This is a genomic window from Streptacidiphilus sp. PAMC 29251 (assembly GCF_054208735.2).
Window position 1 is genome coordinate 2,676,526 of record NZ_CM135725.2, and the last position, 24,540, is coordinate 2,701,065.

At 69.4% G+C, this 24,540-nt stretch carries 15 protein-coding genes, 1 tRNA gene and 1 pseudogene; 12 read left to right on the forward strand and 5 right to left on the reverse strand.

Annotated elements, in window-relative coordinates; genetic code table 11:
- Positions 1 to 62 precede the first annotated feature (62 nt).
- The 6 genes from ACXKR8_RS12500 to ACXKR8_RS12525 all read left to right on the forward strand — a co-directional run bounded on the left by ACXKR8_RS12500 (position 63) and on the right by ACXKR8_RS12525 (position 6,794).
- Complete coding sequence (locus tag ACXKR8_RS12500; protein ID WP_458272968.1) at positions 63 to 791, forward strand: hypothetical protein; 729 nt, start codon at positions 63 to 65, stop codon at positions 789 to 791.
- A 243-nt stretch (positions 792 to 1,034) separates the two neighbouring features.
- Complete coding sequence (locus tag ACXKR8_RS12505; protein WP_458272969.1) at positions 1,035 to 2,261, forward strand: branched-chain amino acid ABC transporter substrate-binding protein; 1,227 nt, start codon at positions 1,035 to 1,037, stop codon at positions 2,259 to 2,261.
- Positions 2,262 to 2,397: 136 nt separating this feature from the next.
- The gene (locus ACXKR8_RS12510; RefSeq protein WP_458272970.1) at positions 2,398 to 3,327 is read left to right on the forward strand and encodes a branched-chain amino acid ABC transporter permease; all 930 of its coding nucleotides are present in this window, start codon (positions 2,398 to 2,400) and stop codon (positions 3,325 to 3,327) included.
- Positions 3,328 to 3,331: 4 nt separating this feature from the next.
- Positions 3,332 to 5,197, forward strand: a complete 1,866-nt coding sequence (locus ACXKR8_RS12515; RefSeq protein WP_458272971.1) for a branched-chain amino acid ABC transporter permease — start codon at positions 3,332 to 3,334, stop codon at positions 5,195 to 5,197.
- Between the two features lie 5 nt (positions 5,198 to 5,202).
- Positions 5,203 to 6,081: an ABC transporter ATP-binding protein gene (locus ACXKR8_RS12520; RefSeq protein ID WP_458272972.1), complete on the forward strand. Its 879-nt coding sequence runs from the start codon at positions 5,203 to 5,205 to the stop codon at positions 6,079 to 6,081.
- The gene (locus ACXKR8_RS12525) at positions 6,078 to 6,794 is read left to right on the forward strand and encodes an ABC transporter ATP-binding protein (protein ID WP_458272973.1); all 717 of its coding nucleotides are present in this window, start codon (positions 6,078 to 6,080) and stop codon (positions 6,792 to 6,794) included. Before ACXKR8_RS12520 ends, ACXKR8_RS12525 begins: the two co-directional genes overlap by 4 nt.
- An 87-nt stretch (positions 6,795 to 6,881) precedes the next feature.
- On the opposite strand, the gene ACXKR8_RS12530 is transcribed toward ACXKR8_RS12525, so the two are convergent.
- Positions 6,882 to 7,559: an ANTAR domain-containing response regulator gene (locus tag ACXKR8_RS12530; RefSeq protein WP_458272974.1), complete on the reverse strand. Its 678-nt coding sequence runs from the start codon at positions 7,557 to 7,559 to the stop codon at positions 6,882 to 6,884.
- A 97-nt stretch (positions 7,560 to 7,656) separates the two neighbouring features.
- On the opposite strand from ACXKR8_RS12530, the gene ACXKR8_RS12535 reads away from it, so the two are divergent.
- Positions 7,657 to 7,729, forward strand: a tRNA-Leu gene (locus ACXKR8_RS12535).
- Between the two features lie 44 nt (positions 7,730 to 7,773).
- Here the strand turns inward: ACXKR8_RS12535 and ACXKR8_RS12540 are convergent.
- Positions 7,774 to 8,088, reverse strand: coding sequence for a hypothetical protein (locus tag ACXKR8_RS12540; RefSeq protein WP_458272975.1), 315 nt, complete (start codon positions 8,086 to 8,088; stop codon positions 7,774 to 7,776).
- 526 nt (positions 8,089 to 8,614) lie between these two features.
- Here ACXKR8_RS12540 and ACXKR8_RS12545 point away from each other — a divergent pair.
- Together ACXKR8_RS12545 and ACXKR8_RS12550 are read left to right on the forward strand one after the other, a co-directional pair.
- Positions 8,615 to 9,533 (forward strand): annotated as a pseudogene (locus ACXKR8_RS12545) (UDP-N-acetylglucosamine--N-acetylmuramyl-(pentapeptide) pyrophosphoryl-undecaprenol N-acetylglucosamine transferase).
- Positions 9,534 to 10,034: 501 nt separating this feature from the next.
- A complete protein-coding gene (locus tag ACXKR8_RS12550; RefSeq protein WP_458272977.1) occupies positions 10,035 to 11,675 on the forward strand; it encodes an APC family permease in 1,641 nt (546 codons plus the stop codon).
- A gap of 79 nt (positions 11,676 to 11,754) precedes the next feature.
- Here the strand turns inward: ACXKR8_RS12550 and pyk are convergent, their stop codons facing one another.
- Entirely contained in the window at positions 11,755 to 13,203 is a 1,449-nt protein-coding gene (gene pyk, locus ACXKR8_RS12555) for a pyruvate kinase (protein ID WP_458272978.1), read from the reverse strand.
- 235 nt (positions 13,204 to 13,438) lie between these two features.
- On the opposite strand from pyk, the gene ACXKR8_RS12560 reads away from it, so the two are divergent.
- From ACXKR8_RS12560 to ACXKR8_RS12570, 3 genes are all read left to right on the forward strand, one after another.
- Complete coding sequence (locus ACXKR8_RS12560; RefSeq protein ID WP_458272979.1) at positions 13,439 to 14,656, forward strand: EfeM/EfeO family lipoprotein; 1,218 nt, start codon at positions 13,439 to 13,441, stop codon at positions 14,654 to 14,656.
- A gap of 35 nt (positions 14,657 to 14,691) precedes the next feature.
- Positions 14,692 to 15,924, forward strand: a complete 1,233-nt coding sequence (efeB, locus tag ACXKR8_RS12565) for an iron uptake transporter deferrochelatase/peroxidase subunit (protein WP_458272980.1) — start codon at positions 14,692 to 14,694, stop codon at positions 15,922 to 15,924.
- 143 nt (positions 15,925 to 16,067) lie between these two features.
- Complete coding sequence (locus ACXKR8_RS12570; RefSeq protein ID WP_458272981.1) at positions 16,068 to 17,921, forward strand: phospholipase C; 1,854 nt, start codon at positions 16,068 to 16,070, stop codon at positions 17,919 to 17,921.
- Between the two features lie 228 nt (positions 17,922 to 18,149).
- Here the strand turns inward: ACXKR8_RS12570 and ACXKR8_RS12575 are convergent, their stop codons facing one another.
- Both ACXKR8_RS12575 and gltB read right to left on the reverse strand, forming a co-directional pair.
- Positions 18,150 to 19,613 (reverse strand): glutamate synthase subunit beta, encoded by a 1,464-nt coding sequence (locus ACXKR8_RS12575; RefSeq protein WP_458272982.1) that lies wholly within the window; start codon positions 19,611 to 19,613, stop codon positions 18,150 to 18,152.
- Positions 19,606 to 24,240: a glutamate synthase large subunit gene (gene gltB / locus ACXKR8_RS12580; protein WP_458272983.1), complete on the reverse strand. Its 4,635-nt coding sequence runs from the start codon at positions 24,238 to 24,240 to the stop codon at positions 19,606 to 19,608. The genes ACXKR8_RS12575 and gltB overlap by 8 nt, the downstream gene beginning before the upstream one ends.
- Positions 24,241 to 24,540 lie beyond the last annotated feature (300 nt).

Below are 24,540 nucleotides of genomic sequence, written 5' to 3' on the forward strand. Positions count from 1 at the left end.
GCGGGACGTTTCGGACCCGCCCGCGCCGGGCAGGGCATGCAGCGGATGAAGAGGGGTGCGCGATGGCCGGTGGCAAGCGGGCCGAGGACCGGCTGGCCGGAGCCGTGGGCCCGATCGAGACCCCGTCCGAGGCGGGCCGGGCGGACCGGCTCGGACCACTGCCCGATCTCGTCAGCTCCGTCAGTGAAACCGACGGCCTCGCCGTCGAACGCCGGTTGGAGCGCTGGTGGCACGGCCTCAACCCCCGCCGCCGCCGACTGGGCGGGCTCACCGCCGGCGCGCTGGCCCTCGGCCTGATCGCGACCGCGGTCACCGTCGCGATCGGGCACTCCGACGGCAACTCGGCCGCGCCGCTACCGCCCTGGCCGATCGAGGCGGTCAAGGTCACCTACGACGGGCTGATGCAGGACGGCGGCGGACCAGTCGGTTTCACCGTGCTGCTCACCGTCGCCAACAGCACCGGCGCGATCCTGACGGTCAGCGGCGTCGCCCAGCCCTACCGGGGCGTCAGCGCCGCCTCGGTGCTGCCGCTCCCGCTACGGGTGCGGCAGGGCGCGCCCCAGCTCCTCCGGGTACGGATGGCGGTCAAGGACTGTTCGCAGACGCCCCGAGCGGACGACCTGCCTTTCATAGACGTAACGTTGAGTAACGCGCGCGCAATACAGACGCAAAGCGAAATTCTCGGCGGCAGCTACGCCAGCGACCTCCACGCGGCAATCCTGGACGTCTGCCCGGCGGTCCCGCCCCCGCCGCGAAATCCGCTGCCGCGCAACTTTCCCCGGTGGCCCTGACCTGCCTCTTGATCGAACTCATGCGTGAACCACGCAAGTTCTTAGCATTGAACACCCCGGTGGAGGGTGTCCGGATCGAGCCTCAAATTTTCCTCAGGTCATAACAAGAACATCACATAAGGCGTGTTCACTCTGCCTTTTGCGCTGATGGGGGCCTAAAGTCACGCCCAGTCACCGCGCCATCGGATCGACAGGTCGGGGCCTGCGCGCGGTTCGACCCTCGTCCAGAGGAAAGGACTGAACGTGCGAAACCGTTCTCTTGTTATCGCCACCACTCTTGCCGTTACCGGCGCCCTCAGCCTCACCGCCTGCGGTTCCCGCGGCAGCTCCTCCAGTAACAGCGCTGCGACCACCACAGTCACCATCGGTGTCGACGCACCGCTCACCGGTTCACTGACCGCCCTGGGCCAGGGCATCAAGAACTCGGTCGACCTCGCGGTCAAGACCGCCAACAGCACCAAGGAGGTCCCCGGGGTCACCTTCAAGATCGAGTCCCTGGACGACCAGGCCCAGCCCTCCTCGGGTCAGCAGAACGCGGCCAAGCTGGTCGCCGACGCCAGCGTCGTCGGCGTGGTCGGACCGCTGAACTCCAGCGTGGCCCAGTCGATGCAGAAGGTCTTCGACAACGCCAACCTGGTCGAGGTCTCCCCGGCCAACACCAACCCCACCCTGACCCAGGGCCCCGACTGGGCCAAGGGCACCAAGACCCGGCCGTTCAAGTCCTACTTCCGTACCGCCACCACGGACGCGATCCAGGGCCCGTTCGCCGCCCAGTACGCCTACAGCACCCTCGCCAAGAAGAAGGTCTTCCTGGTCGACGACCAGCTGACCTACGGCGTCGGCCTGGTCGGCACCTTCGAGACCGAGTTCAAGACCCTCGGCGGCGCCGTGGCCGGGCAGGACCACGTCACCGACGGCACCAAGGACTTCTCGGCCCTGGTCTCCAAGATCAAGGCCTCCGGCGCCGACCTGGTCTACTACGGCGGCCAGTACCCCGAGGCCGGCCCGCTCAGCGGCCAGCTCAAGGCGGCCGGCGTCAACATCCCGCTGATCGGCGGCGACGGCATCTTCGACCCCGCCTACATCACCGCCGCCAACGGCAAGGCCGACGGCGACTACGCGACCTCGGTCGGCGCGCCGGTCGAGACCCTCGACTCCGCCAAGACCTTCGTCGCCAACTACGACAAGGGCGGCTACTCCGCCCCCTACGCGGCGTACGGCGGCTACTCCTACGACAGCGCCTGGGCCATCATCGAGGCCGTCAAGTCCGTCGCCGCCGCCAACAGCGGCAAGCTCCCGGCCAACCCGCGCCAGGCCATCGAGACCGCCATGGCCAGTGTCAACTTCCAGGGCGTGACCGGGACCGTCTCCTTCGACCAGTACGGTGACGCCACCAACAAGCAGCTCACCGTGTACGTCGTCAAGGGCGGCAAGTGGGTCGCGGCCAAGACCGGTACCTTCACCGGCTGACCCCAGCGCACCCACCGATCTGCCGGAACGCACCGGCGGAGGCGCCGCACGACCTGCGGCGCCTCCGCCCCCGCAACCCCACACACCCGGGCAACACCGCAACGGCACACCCGGCGACACCCACGGAGGCCCTGCGGTGCACGAACTGCCGCAACAGCTGGTCAACGGCCTGATCCTCGGTTCGCTCTACGGACTGATCGCGATCGGCTACACGATGGTCTACGGCATCGTCCAGCTCATCAACTTCGCCCATGGCGAGATCTACATGATCGGCGGCTTCGGCTCGCTGACCGTGTACCTCGCCCTCCCCCACGGCGTCAGCATCTGGCTCGCGCTGCCCCTGATGCTGCTCGGCGGCATCATCGCCTCCGTCGCCGTCGCCATGCTCGCCGAGCGCTTCGCCTACCGGCCCCTGCGCAACGCCCCCAAGCTGGCCCCGCTGATCACCGCCATCGGACTCTCGCTGGCCCTGCAGCAGGCCATCTGGGCCTGGTACCCGCACGCCACCGACATCCGCACCTTCCCGCAGCTCCCCGGCGGCCCGTTCCACCTCGGCTCCGTCATCATCGAGCCCGCTGACATCTTCATCCTGCTCGCCGCGCCGGTCTCCATGGTCATCCTCGGCACCTTCGTCGGCCGCACCCGCACCGGACGCGGCATGCAGGCCACCGCCCAGGACCCGGACACCGCCAAGCTGATGGGCGTCAACACCGACCGCATCATCGTGATCGCCTTCGCGGTCGGCGCGGTCTTCGCCGCCGTCGGCGGCGTCGCGCACGGGCTGCGCTACGGCCAGATCGACTACCGGATGGGCTACAGCGACGGCCTCAAGGCCTTCACCGCGGCCGTCCTCGGCGGCATCGGCAACATCTACGGCGCCATGCTCGGCGGCCTGGTCCTCGGCCTCGCCGAATCCCTCACCACCGCCTACATCCAGAACGTCCCCGGCATGGAGCAGCTCGGCGGCGGGGCCTGGGACAACGTCTGGGCCTTCGTGCTCCTCATCCTCATCCTCCTGCTGCGCCCACAGGGCCTGCTGGGCGAACGCGTCGCGGACAGGGCGTGACCACATGACGACCATCGCGCACAGCGCCGCTCCCCGGAGCACCGCACCCACCCGCACCGCCATCCCGCTGCCCCCGACGGCGGCCCTCGGCCTCATCGCCGCAGGCTCCCTGATCGCCGTCGTCTCCACCTTCCTGTCCTGGACCTGGACCGCGGCCTTCCCCGGCGACCTCACCGTCAACGGCAACCCCGGCGGCCTGCAACTGCTCACCCTGGTCGCAGCGATCATCACGCTCGTCTACGTGCTGGTGGCCTACGGGGTCCGCGGCACCCGCTGGCTCGCCCCGGCCGGAGCCCACGCGGCCCTGGTCGCCCTGGCCCTCGGCACCTTCGGCACCACCTGGTACACCATCATCGCCATCAGCGACGAGCTCGGCGGCGTGGCCAACCTGAACGCGGGCGCCTGGATCGCCGGAGCAGGCACCCTGCTGGCCCTGGTCGGCGCCCTCGCCCTGCCGCAGAACGGGGCGCCCACGGTGGCCGGCCGGAACACCGGCAACCCGGTCAGCGCCGCCTACTGGGAGACGCTGCGGACCATCCGCAACTACCTCGGCGAGCGGCCCGACGTCAAGCCGGTCCGACCGCTGCCGCGCTGGGCCGACACCCTGATCATCATCGCCGTCCTGGCCATCGGCCTGGAGGTCTTCGCCTACGGCATCGACACCTCCTACGGCGAGCTCTTCGTCGGCTTCCTGATCGTCGCCGTCTTCACCGCCTGGGGCCTGGTCCGCTCGGGTGTCACCGAACGGCTCTCCGCGATCCTGGCCCGCAACGCCATCACCACCGGCGTGGCCGCGTTCATCGCCGCTGCGGCCTTCCCGTTCACCCAGAGCAACGACCAGTACACCAGCATCGGCGCCAACATCCTGATCTTCGGCACCGTCGCCCTCGGCCTCAACGTCGTGGTCGGCCTGACCGGCCTGCTGGACCTCGGCTACGTCGCCTTCCTCGGCGTCGGCGCCTACACCGCCGCCCTGGTCTCCGGAGCCGCGACCTCGCGCTTCCACGTGGTCTTCCCCTGGTGGGCCGCGGCCCTGGCCGGCGCGGCCGCCTCGGCCCTGGCCGGACTCATCATCGGCGCCCCCACCCTGCGGCTGCGCGGCGACTACCTGGCCATCGTCACCCTCGGCTTCGGAGAGATCTTCCGGATCGCGGTCAACAACATGGACGGCGTGGCCGGGCCCAAGCTCACCGGCGGCCCCAACGGCATCCCCAACATCCCCGACATCGAGCTCTTCGGGGTCAACCTCGGTGATGCGCACAATGTGCTCGGGCACAACCTCGGCCGGTTCTCCAACTACTACCTGCTGATGCTGGTGTTCACCGTGATCACCGTCGTGGTCTTCTCCAGAGCCGCAGGCTCCCGGATCGGACGCGCCTGGGTCGCCATCCGCGAGGACGAGACCGCGGCCCAGGCCATGGGCATCAACGGGTTCCGCTTCAAACTCCTCGCCTTCACCCTCGGCGCCTCGCTCGCCGGACTCGCCGGACTGGTCTGGGCCCACGTGCTCTTCAGCGTCACCCCCGACCCCTACCAGTTCGCCAACTCCGTCCCACCCAACTCCGCGTTCCTGCTCGCGGCCGTCGTCCTCGGCGGCATGGGCACCGTCAGCGGGCCGCTGCTCGGCGCCACGCTGCTGTTCCTGATCCCGGCCAAGCTCCAGTTCATCGGCGACTACCAGCTGCTGGCCTTCGGCATCGCCCTGATCCTGCTCATGCGCTTCCGCCCGGAGGGCCTGATCGCCAACCGGCGCAACAAGCTCGAGTTCCACGAGGCCGAGATCGAGGACAACCAGAACCTGGCAGACGTGGAAGCCGTCCAGACCAGCCCCGGCAACCCGGGCACCGGCCTCAGCGAAGCAGGGGCGTGAACGCCATGACCATCAGCCCCATCGAGACCACCCCCGCCCCCTCGGCCGCCCCCGGCACCCCGCTGCTGGAGGCCAGCGGCGTGGTGATGCGCTTCGGCGGCCTCACCGCCGTGAACAACATCGACCTCACCGTCAACACCGGTGAGATCATCGGCCTGATCGGCCCCAACGGCGCCGGCAAGACCACCTTCTTCAACTGCCTGACCGGCCTCTACATCCCCACCGAGGGGACGGTCAGCTACCAGGGCAAGGTCCTGCCGCCCAAGCCCTACAAGGTGACCAAGGCCGGTGTCGCCCGCACCTTCCAGAACATCCGGCTGTTCAAGAACATGACGGTCGTCGAGAACGTCATCGTCGGGCGGCACACCCGCACCCGCGAAGGCCTCGTCTCGGCGCTGCTCCGCGGCCCCGGCTACCACCGCGCCGAACGCGAGGCCCGGGACAAGGCGATGGAGCTGCTCCGGTTCATCGGCCTGGAGCACAAGGCGGAGCACCTGGCCCGGAACCTCCCCTACGGGGAGCAGCGGAAGCTGGAGATCGCCCGCGCCCTCGCCAGCGACCCCGGACTGCTGCTGCTGGACGAGCCCACCGCCGGAATGAACCCCCAGGAGACCCGGGCCACCGAGGAGTTGGTCTTCGCGATCCGGGACAAGGGCGTCTCCATCCTGGTGATCGAGCACGACATGAGGTTCATCTTCAACCTCTGCGACCGCGTCGCCGTGCTGGTCCAGGGCGAGAAGCTGGTCGAAGGCACCTCGGCGGTGGTCCAGGCCGACGAACGCGTCGTCGCCGCGTACCTCGGCACCCCCTACGAACCGGCGGACACCGCCGGCGGCACTGCCGGTGAGACTGCCGGCTCCGTTGACGAGGAGGACCAGACGTGACCGCCCTTCTCGAAGTAGAGGACCTCCGCGTCGCCTACGGCAAGATCGAAGCCGTGAAGGGAATCTCCTTCAGCGTCGAAGCCGGACAGGTGGTCACCCTGATCGGCACCAACGGCGCCGGCAAGACCACCACCCTGCGCACCATCTCCGGGCTGCACCCGCCGCTCAGCGGCAGCATCACCTTCGAGGGAAAGCCGCTGGCCAACGTGCCCGCGCACGAGATCGTGGCGCTCGGCCTGGCCCACTCCCCCGAAGGCCGGCACATCTTCCCCCGGATGACGGTCGAGGAGAACCTCCTCCTCGGCGCCTTCCTGCGGAAGGACAAGGAGGGCATCCAGACCGACATCGCCCGCGCCTACGACCTCTTCCCGATCCTCGGGGAGCGGCGGAAGCAGGCGGCAGGACTGTTCTCCGGCGGCGAGCAGCAGATGCTCGCGATGGGACGGGCGCTGATGTCCCGGCCCAAGCTGCTGATGCTGGACGAGCCGTCGATGGGGCTCTCGCCGATCATGATGCAGAAGATCATGGCGACCATCGTCGAACTGCGTTCCCAGGGCACCACGATCCTGCTCGTCGAGCAGAACGCCCAGGCCGCACTGTCGCTCGCGGACACCGGGCATGTGATGGAGGTCGGCCGGATCGTCCTCTCCGGACCGGGCTCCGAACTGCTCACGGACGAGTCCGTCCGCAAGGCGTACCTCGGCGAGGACTGACGTTTTTCCGAGCGCACGAACGGAGGCCGCCCGGTGGAATTCCACCGGGCGGCCTCCGTTGGTGTTGCTGGGCCCCTGCCTTTTGGCTTATGCGTCCGCGGCGGGATCGGTCAGGCTCGGCTCCGACGACGGGGCCTTCTTCTTGGCGTCCTGGGCCGCGCCCTCCTCGATGACGGCCTCGGCGACGGCCTTCATCGTCATCCGGCGGTCCATCGAGGTCTTCTGGATCCAGCGGAAGGCGGCGGGCTCGGTCAGCCCGAACTTGGTCTGCAGCACGCTCTTGGCGCGGTCCACCAGCTTGCGGGTGTCCAGCCGCAGGCTCAGGTCGGCGATCTCCGACTCCAGCGCGCGGATCTCGCTGTACCGGGAGACCGCCATCTCGATGGCCGGCACCAGGTCGCTCTTGTTGAACGGCTTGACGATGTAGGCCATCGCCCCGGCGTCCCGGGCCCGGTCGACCAGCTCGCGCTGCGAGAACGCGGTCAGCATCAGGGTCGGCGCGATGTGCGCCTCATGGATCTGCTCGGCAGCGGACAGACCGTCCAGGATCGGCATCTTCACATCAAGGATCACCAGGTCGGGCCGCAGCTCGGTGGCGAGCTTCACCGCCTCGGCACCGTCGCCGGCCTCACCGACCACGGTGTAGCCCTCTTCTTCCAGCATCTCCTTGAGGTCGAGGCGGATCAGCGCCTCGTCCTCGGCGATGACCACACGGGTCGTCGTCGGCGGGACATGCTGCTCATGCTGCTCGTCGGCGGCGGTCACGGTGCTCCTCGTTGACGCGGGGGTACGTGCACGAGCCTACCCAGACACGGTATGTTGGGGGCACGCAGGGCGAAGTCTAACCTTCGAATTGCAGCAAGCCCCGGTAGCCCAGCGGTAGAGGCAATGGATTCAAAACCCATCCAGCGTCGGTTCGAATCCGACTCGGGGTACTTTTCCTTCATTCCGAAGGCCCCAGGAAAAGTAGCGACCTTCATCACAACTGATGATCATCTCGCATGGTGAACACCCCGCCGAGTTCCTGGCGGCGAGAGGGCCACGGGCGCCCGTCGGACATAGCGGCAACTGGTCGGCCGGCCAGGACGAAGTCGTTGTACTCGTCCTGGGTCATGCTGTCGTTGACCCATCGGTCACGGAATGCGCCCGTCAGCTCCTCGGCCGTGGCGAGTGCGCCGAGCGGATCGTCCGAGGAGGCGATCAGGGCCCCTGTACCGAGCGGCCCGAGGAACTGGGAGACGGACAGGCCACGCCGAAGCGCGCCCAGGGCAAACGGTCTGGCGAGATAGCGCACCGCAGCAGCCTGATGCCGGTGACCACCCACCACCTTGTACGAAGCAGCAGTGCGCGATACTCGTCGGGTGGAGTGGTGGTTCGAGCGGGCCCAAGCGGCGGAACGGCTCCAGCATTGGGATGCGGCTATCGAGTTGGTCAGCGCCCGCGCCGAGTGCTACTCCACTGATCACTACATGCACGACAACCATCTGTGGCACATGCGTTTTGCTCGCCCGCGCGGAACGGTTCGCAGAACTCACGGAACGCGCCCTCACCGACGTCCATGCACGTCGGAGACTCAATAAATCGCTTGGCGAGCAGGGGATGGAAACGGCGCTGCGTAGCCGCGCTGCACATGGCGACCGCGATGCCCTGTACGTCCTCGCTCGGTTGCTGTGCGAGTCTCATCGGGTTCGTGAGGCCCATCAGGCAGTCCAGGAACTTGGCCCAGAGGATCGGTACGCGCACCAGCTTGTGGCCCACTTTCGATCCCCATCGAGCGACGCGCCGTAGCGCTCGGCACGGAGCGGGCGTTTCGTCTGATCGTGTCGGGGGGCGGGACTGGTGGGCACACCTATCCCGCGCTGACCGCGGTACGGGCGCTGGCCACGCGGCTGGCGGGGCATAGCCGCGCACTGGAGGTGCTGTGGGTCGGCACCGCCGGGAGCCTGGAGGAGCGCGTTGCCACAGCAGAGGGCATCGCGTTCGCTCCGGTGGCCACCGGCAAGATCCGCCGCTCCAGCAACCCGTTGAAGATGCTGTCCGTGGCCAACGCGAAGGACATGGGACGCGTGCCGTTGGGCGCCGCGCAGGCGCGTTCGATCGTCTCCCACTTCCGCCCGGACGTAGTGCTGGGCACCAGCGGCTACGTGGCCGTCCCCATCGGGCTGGCGGTACGGGTTCGACCGCAGGCTGCCGACCGTCTACGTCACCGGCGGCGCGCAGGGGGCCCGGCAGATCAACCAGGCCGTGGGCGCCGTCCTGCCGTGGCTGCTGGAGCGGGCCAATGTGGTGCACCAGTGCGGGCCGACTGCTGACGAGGGGCTGGCGGCCCAGGCCGCCGCGCTCCCGGTGGATCTGGCGGCCCGCTACTTCCTGACCGGGTTCGTCGGCCCGGAGCTGCCTGACGTGCTGGCCCTGACCGACGTGGTGGTCTCGCGCAGTGGTGCAGGCACCATCGCGGAGATCACCGCTCTCGGCAAAGCGTCGGTGCTGGTGCCGCTGGCCACCTCGGCCGGCAGCGAGCAGGCCCACAACGCCGCCCACCTGCAGCAGGCCGGGGCCGCCGTAGCGTTGCTCGGCGAGGTGACCCCAGAGACGCTGCGCGAGGCTGTCGCCCCGCTGCTGGCTGCCCCCGAGCGGCGTGCCGAGGTGGCGCGGCAGGCGCGTGCTCACGGTCGCCCCGAGGCAGCCGAACTGCTGGTCGACGTCCTGCTGTCCGTCGTCGCCGAGGGGCGCCCGTAGTACGACGCGGTGGCCCAGCACGCCGCTCCGGAGGACGTCCGCCGCCCCGCAGTAGCGGAGGACGCGACCGCTACCGGTGGGCCGAGGCCCTCGACCTCCCGCGAGATACGCCGCACGGCAGCTGCGCGGCGGCGGCCCGTGGGATTGATGGGCGAGCAGGTCGGAATGAAAAGTTAATCATCGGAATACATTCCCACCCGATGGGCACAGGAGTGGTGTTCGTTGCCCAGGGGAACCCGTATGACTCACCGAGGCTCAAGGAATCCTCAAGTTCTGCAATCAGCTCATGTTTACCGCGTCCGGGAGCACCAGTAGGGTCTGGGCCAGGGATGATGTCTGCCCCGGCGCTTCTTTACCTATGCCGTGAATCAGCTGCGCAGTGCGTGTGAAAATACTCAACGGAACACATGTATTCAGCATCAGCATCTATGCATGGGGCCAATCTGCGCCTAATCTGAGGCAGCTCTCACCGCCCCGCCACGTATTCGAGAGGCGCTCACCATGGCACCCACAGACCAGTTGTCCAAACCAGCCGCCTCCGGCGGCACACTGCGCCGGGAGATCGGCCTGATCGGCCTGATGTGGGCCTCCGTCGGGTCGATCATCGGCTCGGGTTGGCTGTTCGGGGCCAAGGAGGCGGTCGTGGTCGCCGGGCCCGCGGCGATCATCTCCTGGGGGATCGGCGCGGTAGCGATCATCCTGCTGGCGCTGGTGCACGCCGAACTCGGCGGCATGTTCCCGGTCGCCGGCGGAACGGCACGGTATCCGCACTATGCGTTCGGCGGGCTCGCCGGTATGTCCTTCGGCTGGTTCTCCTGGCTGCAGGCGGCGACCGTCGCGCCGATCGAGGTCGAGGCCATGATCGGCTACGCCCAGCACTGGACCTGGGCGAACGGCTTCCAGCACGCCAACGGGACGCTCACGCTGAGCGGCTTCGTGGTCGCCGTGGTGCTGATGGCCGTGTTCGTCGCGGTCAACTTCCTCGGGGTGCGGCTGCTGGCCCGTACCAACAGTGCGGCCACCTGGTGGAAGATCGCGATCCCCCTCCTCGCGATCTTCGTACTGGCGCTGACCCACTTCCACGGCAGCAACTTCACCTCGAAGGGCTTCGCCCCGTTCGGTGCGAAGGGCATCCTCGCCGCGATCAGCACCAGCGGCATCATCTTCGCCCTGCTGGGCTTCGAGCAGGCGATCCAGCTCTCCGGTGAGAGCCGCAACCCGAAGAAGGACATCCCCCGCGCGGTGCTGGGCTCGGTGGCCATCGGCGCGCTGATCTACATGCTGCTGCAGGTCGTCTTCATCGGCGCGCTGCCGGGTTCGTCCTTCGTCCATGGCTGGGCGACCCTGGCGTACGCGGGGATCAGCGGCCCGTTCGCGGGCCTGGCGACGGTGATCGGCCTGGGCTGGCTGGCCACGATCCTCTACCTGGACGCGATCATCTCCCCGGCCGGCACCGGCCTGATCTACACCACCTCCACCTCCCGGATCTCCTACGGGCTGAGCCGCAACGGCTACGCCCCGCAGCTGTTCGAGGCGACGGACGCGCGCGGCGTGCCGTGGTTCGGCCTGATCATCTCCTTCGTCACCGGCGTGATCTGCTTCCTGCCGTTCCCCAGCTGGCAGCAGCTGGTCAGCTTCATCACCTCGGCGAGCGTGCTGATGTACGCCGGCGCCCCGCTCGCCTACGGCGTGATGCGGAAGCGGCTGCCGAACCGGGAGCGGCCGTACCGGCTGCCGGCCGGCCAGATCATCTCCCCGCTGTCCTTCGTGATCGCCAGTCTGATCATCTACTGGGCGGGCTGGGCCACCCTGTGGCGCCTCGGCCTGGCCATCATCCTGGGCTACCTGCTGCTCGGCTCCTACGCCGCCTACGCCACCTCCAAGCGGCTTCCCAACGCGCCGCGGCTGGACTGGAAGGCCGCGCAGTGGCTGCCGGTCTACCTGATCGGGATGGGCGTCATCTCCTGGCAGGGCGGCTTCGGCGTCGGCTCGGAGGGCAACCTCCCGCTCTGGTGGGACATGGGCCTGATCGCCGTGTTCTCGCTGGTGATCTACTACTGGGCGCTCGCGGTGGGCCTGAAGACCGAGATCATCGAGCAGAACATCGAGGAGATCGAGGTCGTCGACGCGGGCGGTCACTGACAGCCACTGACAGCCACTGATGAAAGGGGCCCGGCCGGTGTGCCTACCGGTCGGGCCCCTTTCATCGGTCAAGCGGCGGTCAGTGCAGCCGGCTGTTGGCCGGGTTGTCGTCCTCGCCCACGTGGTGGACCCGGACCAGGTTGGTGGAGCCCTCCAGCCCGGGCGGGGAGCCGGCCGTGATCACCACGATGTCGCCGGGCCGGCAGCGGCCGATGGCCAGCAGCGCGGCGTCGACCTGGGCCACCATCTCGTCCGTGGTCTCCACCAGCGGGCCCATGAAGGTCTCCACGCCCCAGCTCAGCGCGAGCTGACTGCGGACCGCGGGCTCATAGGTGAACGCCAGCACCGGGATCGGCGACCGGTAGCGCGACAACCGCCGCGCGGTGTCGCCGGACTGGGTGAAGGCGACCAGGTAGCGGGCGCCCAGGAAGTCGCCGATCTCGGCCGCGGCGCGGGCCACCGCCCCGCCCTGGGTCCGCGGCTTGTTGTTCTCGGTGAGCGGCGGCAGCCCCGCCTCGATGATGTCCTCCTCAGCGGCGCAGATGATGCGGGCCATGGTGCGGACGGTCTCGGAGGGGTACTTGCCGACGCTGGTCTCGCCGGAGAGCATCACCGCGTCGGTGCCGTCCAGCACCGCGTTGGCGACGTCGGAGGCTTCGGCCCGGGTCGGCCGGGAGGCGCTGATCATGGAGTCCAGCATCTGGGTCGCCACGATCACCGGCTTGGCGTTGCGGCGGCAGAGCTTGATGGCGCGCTTCTGGACCAGCGGGACCTGCTCCAGCGGCATCTCCACCCCGAGGTCGCCGCGGGCGACCATGATCCCGTCGAAGGCGTTGACGATGCCTTCGAGGTTCTCCACCGCCTGCGGCTTCTCGATCTTGGCGATGACCGGGACGGTGCGCGCCTCCTCGTGCATGATCCGTCGCACGTCGACGATGTCGTCGGCGCTGCGGACGAAGGAGAGCGCGATCACGTCGGCTCCGATGCGAAGCCCCCAGCGCAGGTCGGCGACGTCCTTGTCGCTGAGCGCGGGGACACTGACGGCAACGCCGGGGAGGTTGATGCCCTTGTGGTCGGACACCATCCCGCCCTCGACCACGGTGCAGCGGACGTGCGGGCCCTCGACTGCGACGACCTCCAGGCAGACCCTGCCGTCGTCGATCAGGATGCGTTCGCCCGGGGTGACGTCCCCGCACAGGCCCTTGTAGGTGGTGCCGCAGCGGTTCCGGTCCCCGGCGACGTCCTCGGTGGAGATGGTGAACTCGTCACCGCGCTCCAGCAGGACCGGGCCCTCCGCGAATGTTTCCAACCGGATCTTCGGGCCCTGCAGGTCGACGAGGATGCCGACGCTGCGGCCGGACTCGTCGGCGGCCTTGCGGACCCGGCGGTAGCGCTCCTCGTGTTCGGCGTAGGAGCCATGACTGAGATTGAAGCGGGCCACGTCCATACCGGCGTCGACCAGGGATTTGATCTGGTCGTACGAGTCGGTGGCGGGGCCTAGCGTACAGACGATTTTTGCTCGGCGCATATATCGAGCGTAGGTCTTACCGGCGAGTAGTGATAAAGCCCTCATGGGTAGTCAGATGTCCCCTGCGTGACGGTTGGTTGAACATTTCGGCGTGATCTTCTCCTTTGCCGCGAGGTGAACGGCGGTGGAATTCTGGGAGTGGCTGCCTTCTGAGCTACCGGAGGCGGCTTGAGGGTGCCTAGCATCGAGCCTCGAGACGCAGGTCGGAGCGGGTGTTCGGGCAGGGTGGGGTGGCGTGGTGCGCAGCTGGGGTCGGCCGTGGGTGGCCGCCGGATCGGTGCTCGCGATCGTGGCGGTCGGCGGGGGGACGGCGTTCTGGGCGGACGCCGCCGGCTCCGGAAAAGCCAAGGCCGTCGCGGTGGCCGACGACGGGTACCCGACGTTGCCGCACACCACGGTGCAGGTGTCGCCGGGCGGTTGCGGCGCCGGGTGGACGGATCCGAAGCCGGGGCTGCAGGTGTTCGACGTGACCAACACCGGGGTCGGTTCGGAGGAGGCGTACATCAAGGACGCCACCACCGGAGCGGTGCTCGGCGAGGTGGAGAACCTCGCCCCCGGGCGGTCCCGGCCGATGGTGGTGCGGCTGGCGGCGGGGAGTTACGCCTTCCTGTGCCTGCCACAGGACGTCGAGGCGGTGACCGGGCCGACCGTGAAGGTGGCCGGCGGCGGCACTGGCGGCCCCGCGGTGGTGCCGGTGACCCAGCAGGACCTGATCCCGCCGACGCTGGCCTACCAGAAGTGGGTGGCCGGGCAACTGCCCGCCCTGGCGACCGCGGTGGACGCGCTGCGCGCCGCGGTGAACCGGGGCGATCTGGCCGGCGCGCGGGCCGCCTGGCTGCCGGCCCACCTCGCCTATGAGCGGCTGGGCGCGGCCTACGGGACCTTCGGTGATCTGGACGGGAGCATCAACGGGACCGCCAAGGGCCTGCCGGGTGGTCTGACCGATCCCGGGTTCACCGGCTTCCACCGGCTGGAGTACGGCCTGTGGCACGGGCAGTCGGCAGCGGTGCTGAAGCCGGTGGCGGCGCAGTTGGCGACGGATGTGGCGTCCTTGCGGACGCAGTGGGCCTCCGAGCAGATGGATCCGCTGGATCTGGGGCTGCGGGCCCACGAGATCGTGGAGAACACGATCCAGTTCGAGCTGACGGCGCGCACGGACTACGGCAGCGCGTCGAATCTGGCGACGGCGCAGGCGAATCTGCAGGGCACGGCGGAGGCGCTGTCGCTGCTGCGGCCACTGCTGGTGCCGCGGATGCCCGCGCTGCCGCGGATCGACGCGGCGATGGCGGCAGCATCGACGGAGTTGACGAAGTTGGGCGCGGCGAAGCCGGCCGGGGTGCTGTTGACCTCGCTGTCGACAGCTGACCGTGAGCGGTTGAACGCGGTGTTCGGGGAGCTGGTGACCGAGTTGGCGCCGGTGGCGGCGGTGTGTGATGTGCGGAGGACGTCGTGACGGCGAGCGGTACAACAGGTGCAGGTGCTGGAACGGTGCCGGGAGTGGGCCGGCGTTCGGTGCTGCGGGGGGCGGCGGCGTTGACCACGGTCGCAGCGGTGGCCGGGAGCGCCCAGGCCTCGGCGGCGGGGGCGACACCCGACCCGATAGCCACGGCAGCGAACGGCGGCTACCCCTTCGAGGGGGTGCACCAGTCGGGGGTGCTGACACCGAAGCAGCGTTGCGCGGCCTTTGTGGCCTTCGATGTGACGGCGGCGGACCGGGCCGGCCTGGAGACGCTGTTCCGTACGCTCACCGAGCGGCTGCGGTATCTGACTTCGGGCGGGGTGCCGGAGCCGCTGGGGATCAGCGCTCCGCCTTCGGACTCGGGGGTGCTCGGCCCGGTGGTGCCGGTGGACGGGCTGACCGTGACGCTGGCGGTGGGCTCGTCGTTGTTCGACGCCCGGTTCGGGCTGGCGGCGCGGAAGCCGCTGCGGCTGAAGCCGATGGAGTCCTTCCCGGACGACGACCTGGATCCGGCCTGGTGCCAGGGCGATCTGCTGCTGCAGCTGGGCGCGGACAACGCCGACACGGTGGCGCACGCGCTGCGCGACCTGGCGCAGCACACCCGTGGGGCGATGCAGGTGCGTTGGCGCATCGACGGCTTCCAGTCACCGCCGCGGCCCACCGGAACGCCGCGCAACCTGCTGGGTTTCCGGGACGGCAGCGCCAATCCGGATCCGGCCGACGGCCGGACCATGGACCAGGTGGTCTGGGTGCGCCCGGGCCTCGGTGAGCCGGCCTGGGCGGTGGACGGGTCGTACCAGGCGGTACGTTTGATCAGGATGCTGGTGGAGTTCTGGGACCGGGTGTCGCTGAACGAGCAGGAGCGGATGTTCGGCCGGGTGAAGGCGTCGGGGGCGCCGCTGGACGGCGTGGCGGAGACGGACGCGCCGCGTTACTCGGCGGATCCGACCGGTGACGTGATCCCGATGGACAGCCATATGCGGCTGGCGAATCCGCGCACGGCGGGGACCGACAAACTGCGGATGCTGCGGCGCGGCTTCAACTACGACCGGGGCACCGACAGCAACGGCAACCTGGACATGGGCCTGGTGTTCTGCGCGTTCCAGCAGGATCTGGACCGGCAGTTCATCGCGGTGCAGAAGCGGTTGGCGGGCGAGCCGCTGGTGGACTACATCACCCCGTTCGGCGGCGGCTACTTCTTCGTGCTGCCGGGGGCCAGGGACGCCAAGGACTGGCTCGGCCGCGGCCTGCTGGATCAGTGACAGACCGTCTACGCGCGCTGACACCCCGTTTTCTCATGGGGCGTTCATCTGGCGGTCACCCTGACGCACGCGTGTGGTCGTGCGCCGGGCAAAGGATGCGGGACGACAGTGTGTGGACTTGGTGTCCTGTGGAGGGGTCTGGAATGGCGATAGTGGCTGGTAGCAAGCGGGGAGCCCGTTGGGCGGCCCTGGTGGGGGCTGCCGCGATGGTGGCGGTGGCGGGTTCCTCTCCGGCGTGGGCGAAGGACGGCGGCTCGGACCACCGTCCGGCTCCGGTCTATGTGAAGACCTCGACCCCGATCAAGCACCTGGTGGTCATCTACGACGAGAACGTCTCGTTCGACCACTACTTCGGCACGTACCCGAAGGCGGCGAACACCGACGGCACCCCGTTCACCGCGGCGAAGAACACCCCGAAGAACACGAACAACCTGGTCAACTCGGGTCTGCTGAAGAAGAACCCGAACCTCTACGCCCCGCAGCGGCTCGCCTCCACCCAGGCGCTGACCTGCGACCAGAACCACAACTACGGTCCTGAGCAGCTCTCCTACAACGGTGGCAAGGCGGACCTGTTCGTCCAGCACACCGACACCGACACCTGCTCCGGCGGCCTGTTCGCGGCCCCCGGCCTGGGCATGGACTACTACGACGGCAACACCGTGACGGCGCTGTGGAACTACGCGCAGCACGGCGTGCTGGCCGACAACTCCTTCAGCAACAACTACGGTCCGTCCACCCCCGGTGCGCTGAACCTGATCTCGGGCCAGACCCACGGTGTGATCTCGGTGGACGGCAAGGGCAGCACCACCGACCCGGTGCAGACCGCCACCCCGGACACCTACGCGGTGCACTCGCCGGACGCCAAGGGCGTCGGCACGGTCATCGGCGACCCGGACCCGGCGTTCGACGACTGCTCGGACAGCTCGCACACCAGCACCAGCGCGCTGGCGGAGCTGCAGGGCCAGAACGTCGGCGACCTGCTCAACGCCAAGAACGTGACCTGGGGCTGGTTCCAGGGCGGCTTCACCCCGAGCACCGCGTACACCGGCGCGGCCGGCACCTACGCCAAGTGCACCGGGACGACGCACACCAACATCGGCGGCGCGGCGTCGGTGGACTACAGCCCGCACCACAACCCGTTCGCGTACTACAAGTCGACCGCGAACCCGCACCACACCCTGCCGACCGGTCTCAGCGAGATCGGCCACGCGGGCCCGGCGAACCACAACTACGACCTGTCGTACTTCGACCAGGCCGTCGCCGCGGACAAGCTGCCGGCGGTGAGCTTCCTCAAGGCCGCCGAGTACCAGGACGGCCACGGCGGTTACTCCGACCCGATCGACGAGCAGAACTTCCTGGTCAAGGAGATCAACGCGCTGGAGAAGTCGCCGGAGTGGTCCTCGACCGCCGTCGTGATCGCCTACGACGACTCGGACGGCTGGTACGACCACGTCTACCACGCGCCGACCAACGGCTCCGCTGACCCGGCCCAGGACGCCGCGGCCTGCACCGCCGCCGCCGCCAAGAAGTCGACCGCGCCGCTGAACGGCTACGCCGACCGCTGCGGCCCCGGCCCGCGCCAGCCGCTGCTGGTGGTCTCGCCGTACGCGAAGACCAACCACCTGGACCACACCTTCACCACCCAGGCGTCGATCACCGCGTTCATCGAGCAGAACTGGAAGACCAAGAAGGTCGGCGACGCCTCCTTCGACGCGACGGCGGGCTCGCTGAAGCCGGCCTTCGACTTCCAGCACCCGAACAACGAGCAGGTGCTGCTGAACGCCAACGGTTCGGTGGCCTCGGTGAAGAAGATCCACAACCGGGACGACCGTGACACGGTCGCCAGCTTCGCGGCGCAGGACACCTCCTCCGCCGCCTCGGGCACCGGTTCCTCGGCCCTGCTGTCGGTGGGCCTCAGCGCGGCCGCGCTGGCCGCATTGGGCACCGGCTTCACGGTCTCCCGCCGCAACCGCCGCCGCGCGGGCGCCAACGCCTAGTCAGCGGTACCAAGGAGGGCCCGGGCGCTCGCGCCCGGGCCCTCCCACGTTCGGCGGCACGCTCTGCTCGGCGCAGCCGAAAAAGCGGCGGCACCTGCCTCTCCACCTTGGTCGGGGACGAGAGGCAGGTGCCTTGGTGGTTCTCCGCGTGCGATCCGGCGGCGCTGGCGGGGACGCGGTGGTGCAGCCCGTTCGGGCCGCCCCTGTACGACCAGTGTTACACGAATGTCACACGGTCAGGGGACGGTCCGTCGGGCGGATCGGGGCCGGCAGCGTGGAGGAGCGGCCGGAGAGGTAGCTGTCGACCGCCTTGGCCGCGGAGCGGCCTTCGGCGATCGCCCAGACGATCAGCGACTGGCCGCGGCCGGCGTCGCCGGCCACGAAGACGCCGTCGACATTGGTCGCGAACTTGGCGTCCCGGCCGACGTTGCCACGGGCGTCCAGGTCGGCGCCGAGCTGCTCGACCAGGCCGTTCTGGACGTCGGTGCCGGTGAAGCCCATGGCCAGGGTGACCAGCTGGGCCGGGATGGACCGCTCGGTGCCCTCGACCGGCTGGAACCGTCCCTCGGCGAAGACCACCTCGACCAGGTGCAGCTCCTGGACGTTGCCGTCCTCGTCGCCGGTGAAGTGGGTGGTGTTGACGGCGTAGACCCGCTCGCCGCCCTCTTCGTGGGCCGAGGTGACCTTGTAGACCATCGGCATCGACGGCCAGGGCTGGTTCGCCGGGCGGTCGTCGCCGGGGCGGGGCATGATCTCCAGCTGGGTGACCGAGGCCGCGCCCTGACGGGTCGCGGTGCCGAGGCAGTCCGCGCCGGTGTCGCCGCCGCCGATGACGATGACGTGCTTGCCGGCGGCGCTGATCGGCGACTCGACGTAGTCGCCCTCCTGCACCTTGTTGGACAGCGGCAGGTACTCCATGGCCTGGTGGATGCCCTTGAGCTCGCGCCCGGGTACCGGCAGGTCACGCGCCGTGGTGGCGCCGGCCGCGACCACGACCGCGTCGAAGCGCTCGCGCAGCTGACGGCCGGTGATGTCCACGCCGACCTCGACCCCGGTGCGGAACCGGGTGCCCTCGGCGCGCATCTGCTCGACCCGCCGGTTGATGTGGCGCTTCTCCATCTTGAACTCGGGGATGCCGTAGCGCAGCAGGCCGCCGATGCGGTCGGCGCGCTCGTAGACGACCACGGTGTGGCCGGCCCGGGTGAGCTGCTGGGCGGCGGCCAGGCCGGCCGGTCCTGAGCCGACCACGGCCACGGTCTTGCCGGAGAGGCGCTCGGGCGGCTGCGGGGCGACGCCGCCGTTGTCCCAGGCCTTGTCGATGATGGTGACCTCGACGTTCTTGATGGTCACCGGGTCCTGGTTGATACCCAGCACACAGGCGGACTCGCAGGGCGCGGGACACAGCCGCCCGGTGAACTCCGGGAAGTTGTTGGTCGCGTGCAGGCGCTCGATGGCGCCGTTCCAGTCGTCCCGGTAGGCGAGGTCGTTCCACTCGGGGATGAGGTTCCCGAGCGGGCAGCCGCTGTGGCAGAACGGGATGCCGCAGTCCATGCAGCGGCCGGCCTGCTTGGTGATGATGGGCAGGAGGCTGCGTTCGACGTAGACCTCGTTCCAGTCCTTGATCCGGACGTCGACGGGGCGTCGCTCGGCGAGTTGCTTGGGCGTGGTGAGGAAGCCCTTGGGGTCAGCCACGGTTGGCAGCCTCCATCATCTTCGCGGTGGTCTCGGACTCGGAGAGCCCGTCTCGCTCGGCGGCGTCCTTGGCGGCGAGCACGGCCTTGTAGTCACGGGGCATGATCTTGGAGAAGCGGGAGACCCCGCCGCCCCAGTCGGCGAGCAGATCGGCGGCCACGGTGGACCCGGTCTCCTCGTAGTGCTGCTGGACGGTGTCGCGCAGCCACTCGCGGTCCACGGCGTCGGGGGCCTCGATGCCCACCATGCCGGTGTTGACGTTGTTGGGGCGAATGTCCAGGACGTAGGCGATGCCGCCGGACATGCCGGCCGCGAGGTTCCGCCCGGTCTCGCCGAGGATGACCACCTTGCCGCCGGTCATGTACTCCAGGCCGTGGTCGCCCACGCCCTCGACCACCAGGGTGGCGCCGGAGTTGCGGACGGCGAAGCGCTCGCCGGCCTTGCCGCGGAGGTGGATCCGGCCCGCGGTGGCGCCGTAGCCGATGGTGTTGCCGGCGATGACGTGGTGCTGGGCGTCGGCGCCGATGGCGGCGGCGTCCCGGGACGGGCGGACGATCACGACGCCGCCGGAGAGGCCCTTGCCCACGTAGTCGTTGGCGTCGCCCTCGAGCCGCAGGGTGATCCCGCGCGGCAGGAAGGCGCCGAAGGACTGGCCCGCGGACCCGGTGAAGGTGATGTCGATGGTGCCCTCGGGCAGGCCCTCGCCCTGGTACCGCTTGGTCACCTCGTGGCCGAGCATGGTGCCGACGGTGCGGTTGACGTTGCGGATCGGGACCTGGGCCCGGACCGCCTCGCCGTGCAGCAGGGCCTGCTCGGCCAGCTCGATCAGCTGGTTGTCGAGGGCCTTGTCCAGGCCGTGGTCCTGGGTGGTGGTCTGGTGCAGCGACGCGCCCTCGGGCAGCGCCGGGACGTGCAGCAGCGGGGCGATGTCCAGCCCGTTGGCCTTCCAGTGGTCGACCGCCTTGGTGGCGTCGATCAGCTCGGCGTGGCCGACGGCCTCCTCGATGGTGCGGAAGCCCAGCTCGGCGAGGATCTCGCGGACCTCCTCGGCGATGAACTCGAAGAAGTTGACCACGAACTCCGGCTTGCCGTTGAAGCGCTCGCGCAGCACCGGGTTCTGGGTGGCCACGCCGACCGGACAGGTGTCCAGGTGGCAGACCCGCATCATGATGCAGCCGGAGACGACCAGCGGCGCGGTGGCGAAGCCGAACTCCTCGGCGCCGAGCAGCGCGGCGATGACCACGTCACGGCCGGTCTTGAGCTGGCCGTCGGTCTGCACCACGATGCGGTCGCGCAGGCCGTTGAGCAGCAGGGTCTGCTGGGTCTCGGCGAGGCCGAGCTCCCAGGGGCCGCCCGCGTGCTTGAGGCTCGTCAGCGGCGAGGCGCCGGTGCCGCCGTCGTGTCCGGAGACCAGGACCACGTCCGCGTGGGCCTTGCTGACGCCGGCCGCGACCGTGCCCACGCCGACCTCGGAGACCAGCTTCACATGGATGCGGGCCGCCGGGTTGGCGTTCTTGAGGTCGTGGATCAGCTGGGCGAGGTCCTCGATGGAGTAGATGTCGTGGTGCGGCGGAGGGGAGATCAGGCCCACGCCGGGGGTGCTGTGCCGGGTCTTGGCGACCCAGGGGTAGACCTTGTGCCCGGGCAGCTGGCCGCCCTCGCCGGGCTTGGCGCCCTGGGCCATCTTGATCTGGATGTCGTCGGCGTTGACCAGGTACTCGCTGGTGACGCCGAACCGTCCGGAGGCGACCTGCTTGATCGCCGAGCGGCGGGACGGGTCGTGCAGCCGCTCCGGGTCCTCGCCGCCCTCGCCGGTGTTGGACTTGCCGCCGATGCTGTTCATCGCGATGGCGAGGGTCTCGTGCGCCTCCATGGAGATGGAGCCGTAGGACATGGCGCCGGTGGAGAAGCGCTTGACGATGTCGGAGACCGACTCGACCTCGTCGATGGAGATCGGCGAGCGGCCCTCGGTGGCGAACTTGAACAACCCGCGCAGCGTCATCAGCCGCTCGGACTGCTCGTTCACCCGGCCGGTGTACTGCTTGAAGATGTCGTAGCGCTTGGTGCGGGTGGAGTGCTGGAGCCGGAACACCGTCTCCGGGTCGAACAGGTGCGGCTCGCCCTCGCGGCGCCACTGGTACTCGCCGCCGATCTCAAGCCGGCGGTGCGCCGGGGAGATGCCGGAGACCGGGTAGGCCTGGGCGTGCCGGGCGGCGGTCTCCTGGGCGATCTGGTCCAGGCTGATGCCGCCGAGCTTGGTGGTGGTGCCGGCGAAGTAGGTGTCCACCAGGTCCTGGGAGAGGCCGATGGCCTCGAAGACCTGCGCGCCGCGGTAAGAGGCGACGGTGGAGATGCCCATCTTGGACATCACCTTGAGGACGCCCTTGCCGAGGGCGTAGATCAGGTTGCGGATGGCCTTCTCGGCCTCCACCCCCTCGATGCTGGGGTCCTGGAAAAGCCCGCCCTCGGTCGCCATGTCCTCGACCGACTCCATGGCGAGGTACGGGTTCACCGCGCCGGCGCCGTAGCCGATCAGCAGCGCCACATGGTGCACCTCGCGGACGTCCCCGGCCTCGACGATCAGGCCGACGTGGGTGCGCTGCTTGGTGCGGATCAGGTGGTGGTGCACGGCCGCGGTGAGCAGCAGCGAGGGGATCGGCGCGTGCTCGGCGTCGGAGTGCCGGTCGGAGAGCACGATGATCCGGGCGCCGTCGGCGATCGCGGCGTCGGCCTCGGCGGCGATCTCGGTCAGCCGGGCGGCCAGGGCCGCGCCGCCGCCGGAGACCTTGTAGAGGCCGGAGAGGGTGACCGCCTTGAGTCCGGGCAGGTCGCCGTCGGCGTTGATGTGGACCAGCTTGGCCAGCTCGTCATTGTCTATCACCGGGAAGGGCACCGTGACCGAGCGGCAGGAGGCCGCCTCGGCGTGCAGCAGGTTGCCCTCCGGGCCGAGGTTGCTGGACAGCGAGGTGACCAGCTCCTCGCGGATGGCGTCCAGCGGCGGGTTGGTGACCTGCGCGAACAGCTGGGTGAAGTAGTCGAACAGCAGCCGGGGCTTCTCGGAGAGCGCGGCGATGGGCGAGTCGGTGCCCATCGAGCCGAGCGGCTCGCCGCCGGTCTTGGCCATCGGCGCGAGGATCAGCCGCAGCTCCTCCTCGGTGTAGCCGAAGGTCTGCTGGCGGCGGGTGACCGAGGCGTGGGTGTGCGCGATGTGCTCGCGCTCGGGGAGGGCGTCCAGGGTGATCGAGCCGGCGTGCAGCCACTCCTGGTACGGGTTCTCGGCGGCGAGCGCCGACTTGATCTCCTCGTCCTCGATGATCCGGCCCTGGGCCGTGTCGATCAGGAACATCTTGCCGGGCTGCAGCCGGCCCTTGCGGACCACCTGGTCCTGCGGGATGTCCAGCACGCCGACCTCGGAGGCGAGGACGACCAGGCCGTCCTCGGTGATCCAGTAGCGGGCCGGGCGCAGGCCGTTGCGGTCCAGGACCGCGCCGATCTGGGTGCCGTCGGAGAAGGTGACGCAGGCCGGGCCGTCCCAGGGCTCGATCAGGTTGGCGTGGAACCTGTAGAAGGCGCGGCGGGCCGGCTCCATGGTGGCGTGGTTCTCCCACGCCTCCGGGATCATCATCAGCACCGCGTGCGGGAGCGAGCGTCCGCCCAGGTGCAGCAGCTCCAGCACCTCGTCGAAGGAGGCGGTGTCGGAGTGGTCGGGCGTGCAGACCGGGAAGATCCGCTCCAGGCCCTCGCCCTTGCTGTTGACCGGGATGAGGTCGGTGGCGAGCTGGGACTCGCGCGCGGTCATCCAGTTGCGGTTGCCCTTGACCGTGTTGATCTCGCCGTTGTGGGCGATGAACCGGTACGGGTGGGCCAGCGGCCAGCTCGGGAAGGTGTTGGTGGAGAAGCGGGAGTGGACCAGGCCGATCGCGGAGGCGAAGCTGCGGTCGGACAGGTCGGGGAAGAACGGCTCCAGCTGCCCGGTGGTGAGCATGCCCTTGTAGACCAGGGTGCGCGCGGACAGGGAGGGGAAGTAGACACCGCTCTCGCGCTCGGCGCGCTTGCGCAGCACGAACGCGACCCGGTCCAGCTCCAGGCCGGACCTGACACCGGCGGTGTCGCTGACGAAGACCTGGCGGAATCGCGGCATCACCGAGCGGGCGGTGTCGCCCAGCAGGTCGGGGGTGACCGGGACGTCGCGCCAGCCGAGGACGGTGAGGCCCTCCTCGGCGGCGATGGCCTCGATGCCGGCGACCGCGGCCGCGTCGGCGGCGTCGTCGTCGGGGAGGAAGGCGATGCCGACCGCGTAGGACCCGGCCGCCGGAAGCTCGAAGCCGACCTTGGTCCGCAGGAACGCGTCCGGGACCTGGGTCAGGATGCCGGCGCCGTCGCCGGAGTCGGGCTCGGCGCCGGTGGCGCCGCGGTGCTCCAGGTTGCGGAGGACCGTCAGGGCCTGCTCGACGATGCGGTGCTCGGCCTTGCCGGTGAGCGTCGCCACAAAGCCGACGCCGCATGCGTCGTGCTCATTGCTGGGGTCGTACAGGCCCTGCTGAGCGGGGCGCGCGTCCGCCAGAGCCCAGTAGGGCTGAGGGGCCCGGTTGGTGCCAGGGGCGGAGTGCGGGGACGCAGACAGCATCGGCTCTCCCGTCGTGTCGTCGTGTTCGGCATGGTCACAATTCACATGCGCATCCGGGACGACGCTGGCCCTCTGCGATTTCGTGCAGGTTACATGATGCCTGAGATTCCACCAAGTGGATTCTTTAGTCCATCATGTGGACTACCCAGCAGGTCAGGCCCCATGTGATGGCCAAGCTCGGGGATAGGAGACGCCCGGTCTCCACCAGGGTGTCGGGGGAACTCGGACGTTCTCGCAAGTGTGCCCGAACAAACGCCCTACGAAACAGTGGGTTTACCTCACCGCACGGTGTGAGTAACA

What these genes read in the sequence shown, in the direction of transcription:
- ACXKR8_RS12515 (WP_458272971.1), top strand. Translation starts at nt 3,332, where the DNA reads ATGACGACCATCGCGCACAGCGCCGCTCCCCGGAGCACCGCACCCACC.
- pyk (WP_458272978.1), bottom strand. Translation starts at nt 13,203, where the DNA reads ATGCGCCGAGCAAAAATCGTCTGTACGCTAGGCCCCGCCACCGACTCG.
- ACXKR8_RS12550 (WP_458272977.1), top strand. Translation starts at nt 10,035, where the DNA reads ATGGCACCCACAGACCAGTTGTCCAAACCAGCCGCCTCCGGCGGCACA.
- ACXKR8_RS12520 (WP_458272972.1), top strand. Translation starts at nt 5,203, where the DNA reads ATGACCATCAGCCCCATCGAGACCACCCCCGCCCCCTCGGCCGCCCCC.
- ACXKR8_RS12500 (WP_458272968.1), top strand. Translation starts at nt 63, where the DNA reads ATGGCCGGTGGCAAGCGGGCCGAGGACCGGCTGGCCGGAGCCGTGGGC.
- gltB (WP_458272983.1), bottom strand. Translation starts at nt 24,240, where the DNA reads ATGCTGTCTGCGTCCCCGCACTCCGCCCCTGGCACCAACCGGGCCCCT.
- ACXKR8_RS12570 (WP_458272981.1), top strand. Translation starts at nt 16,068, where the DNA reads ATGGCGATAGTGGCTGGTAGCAAGCGGGGAGCCCGTTGGGCGGCCCTG.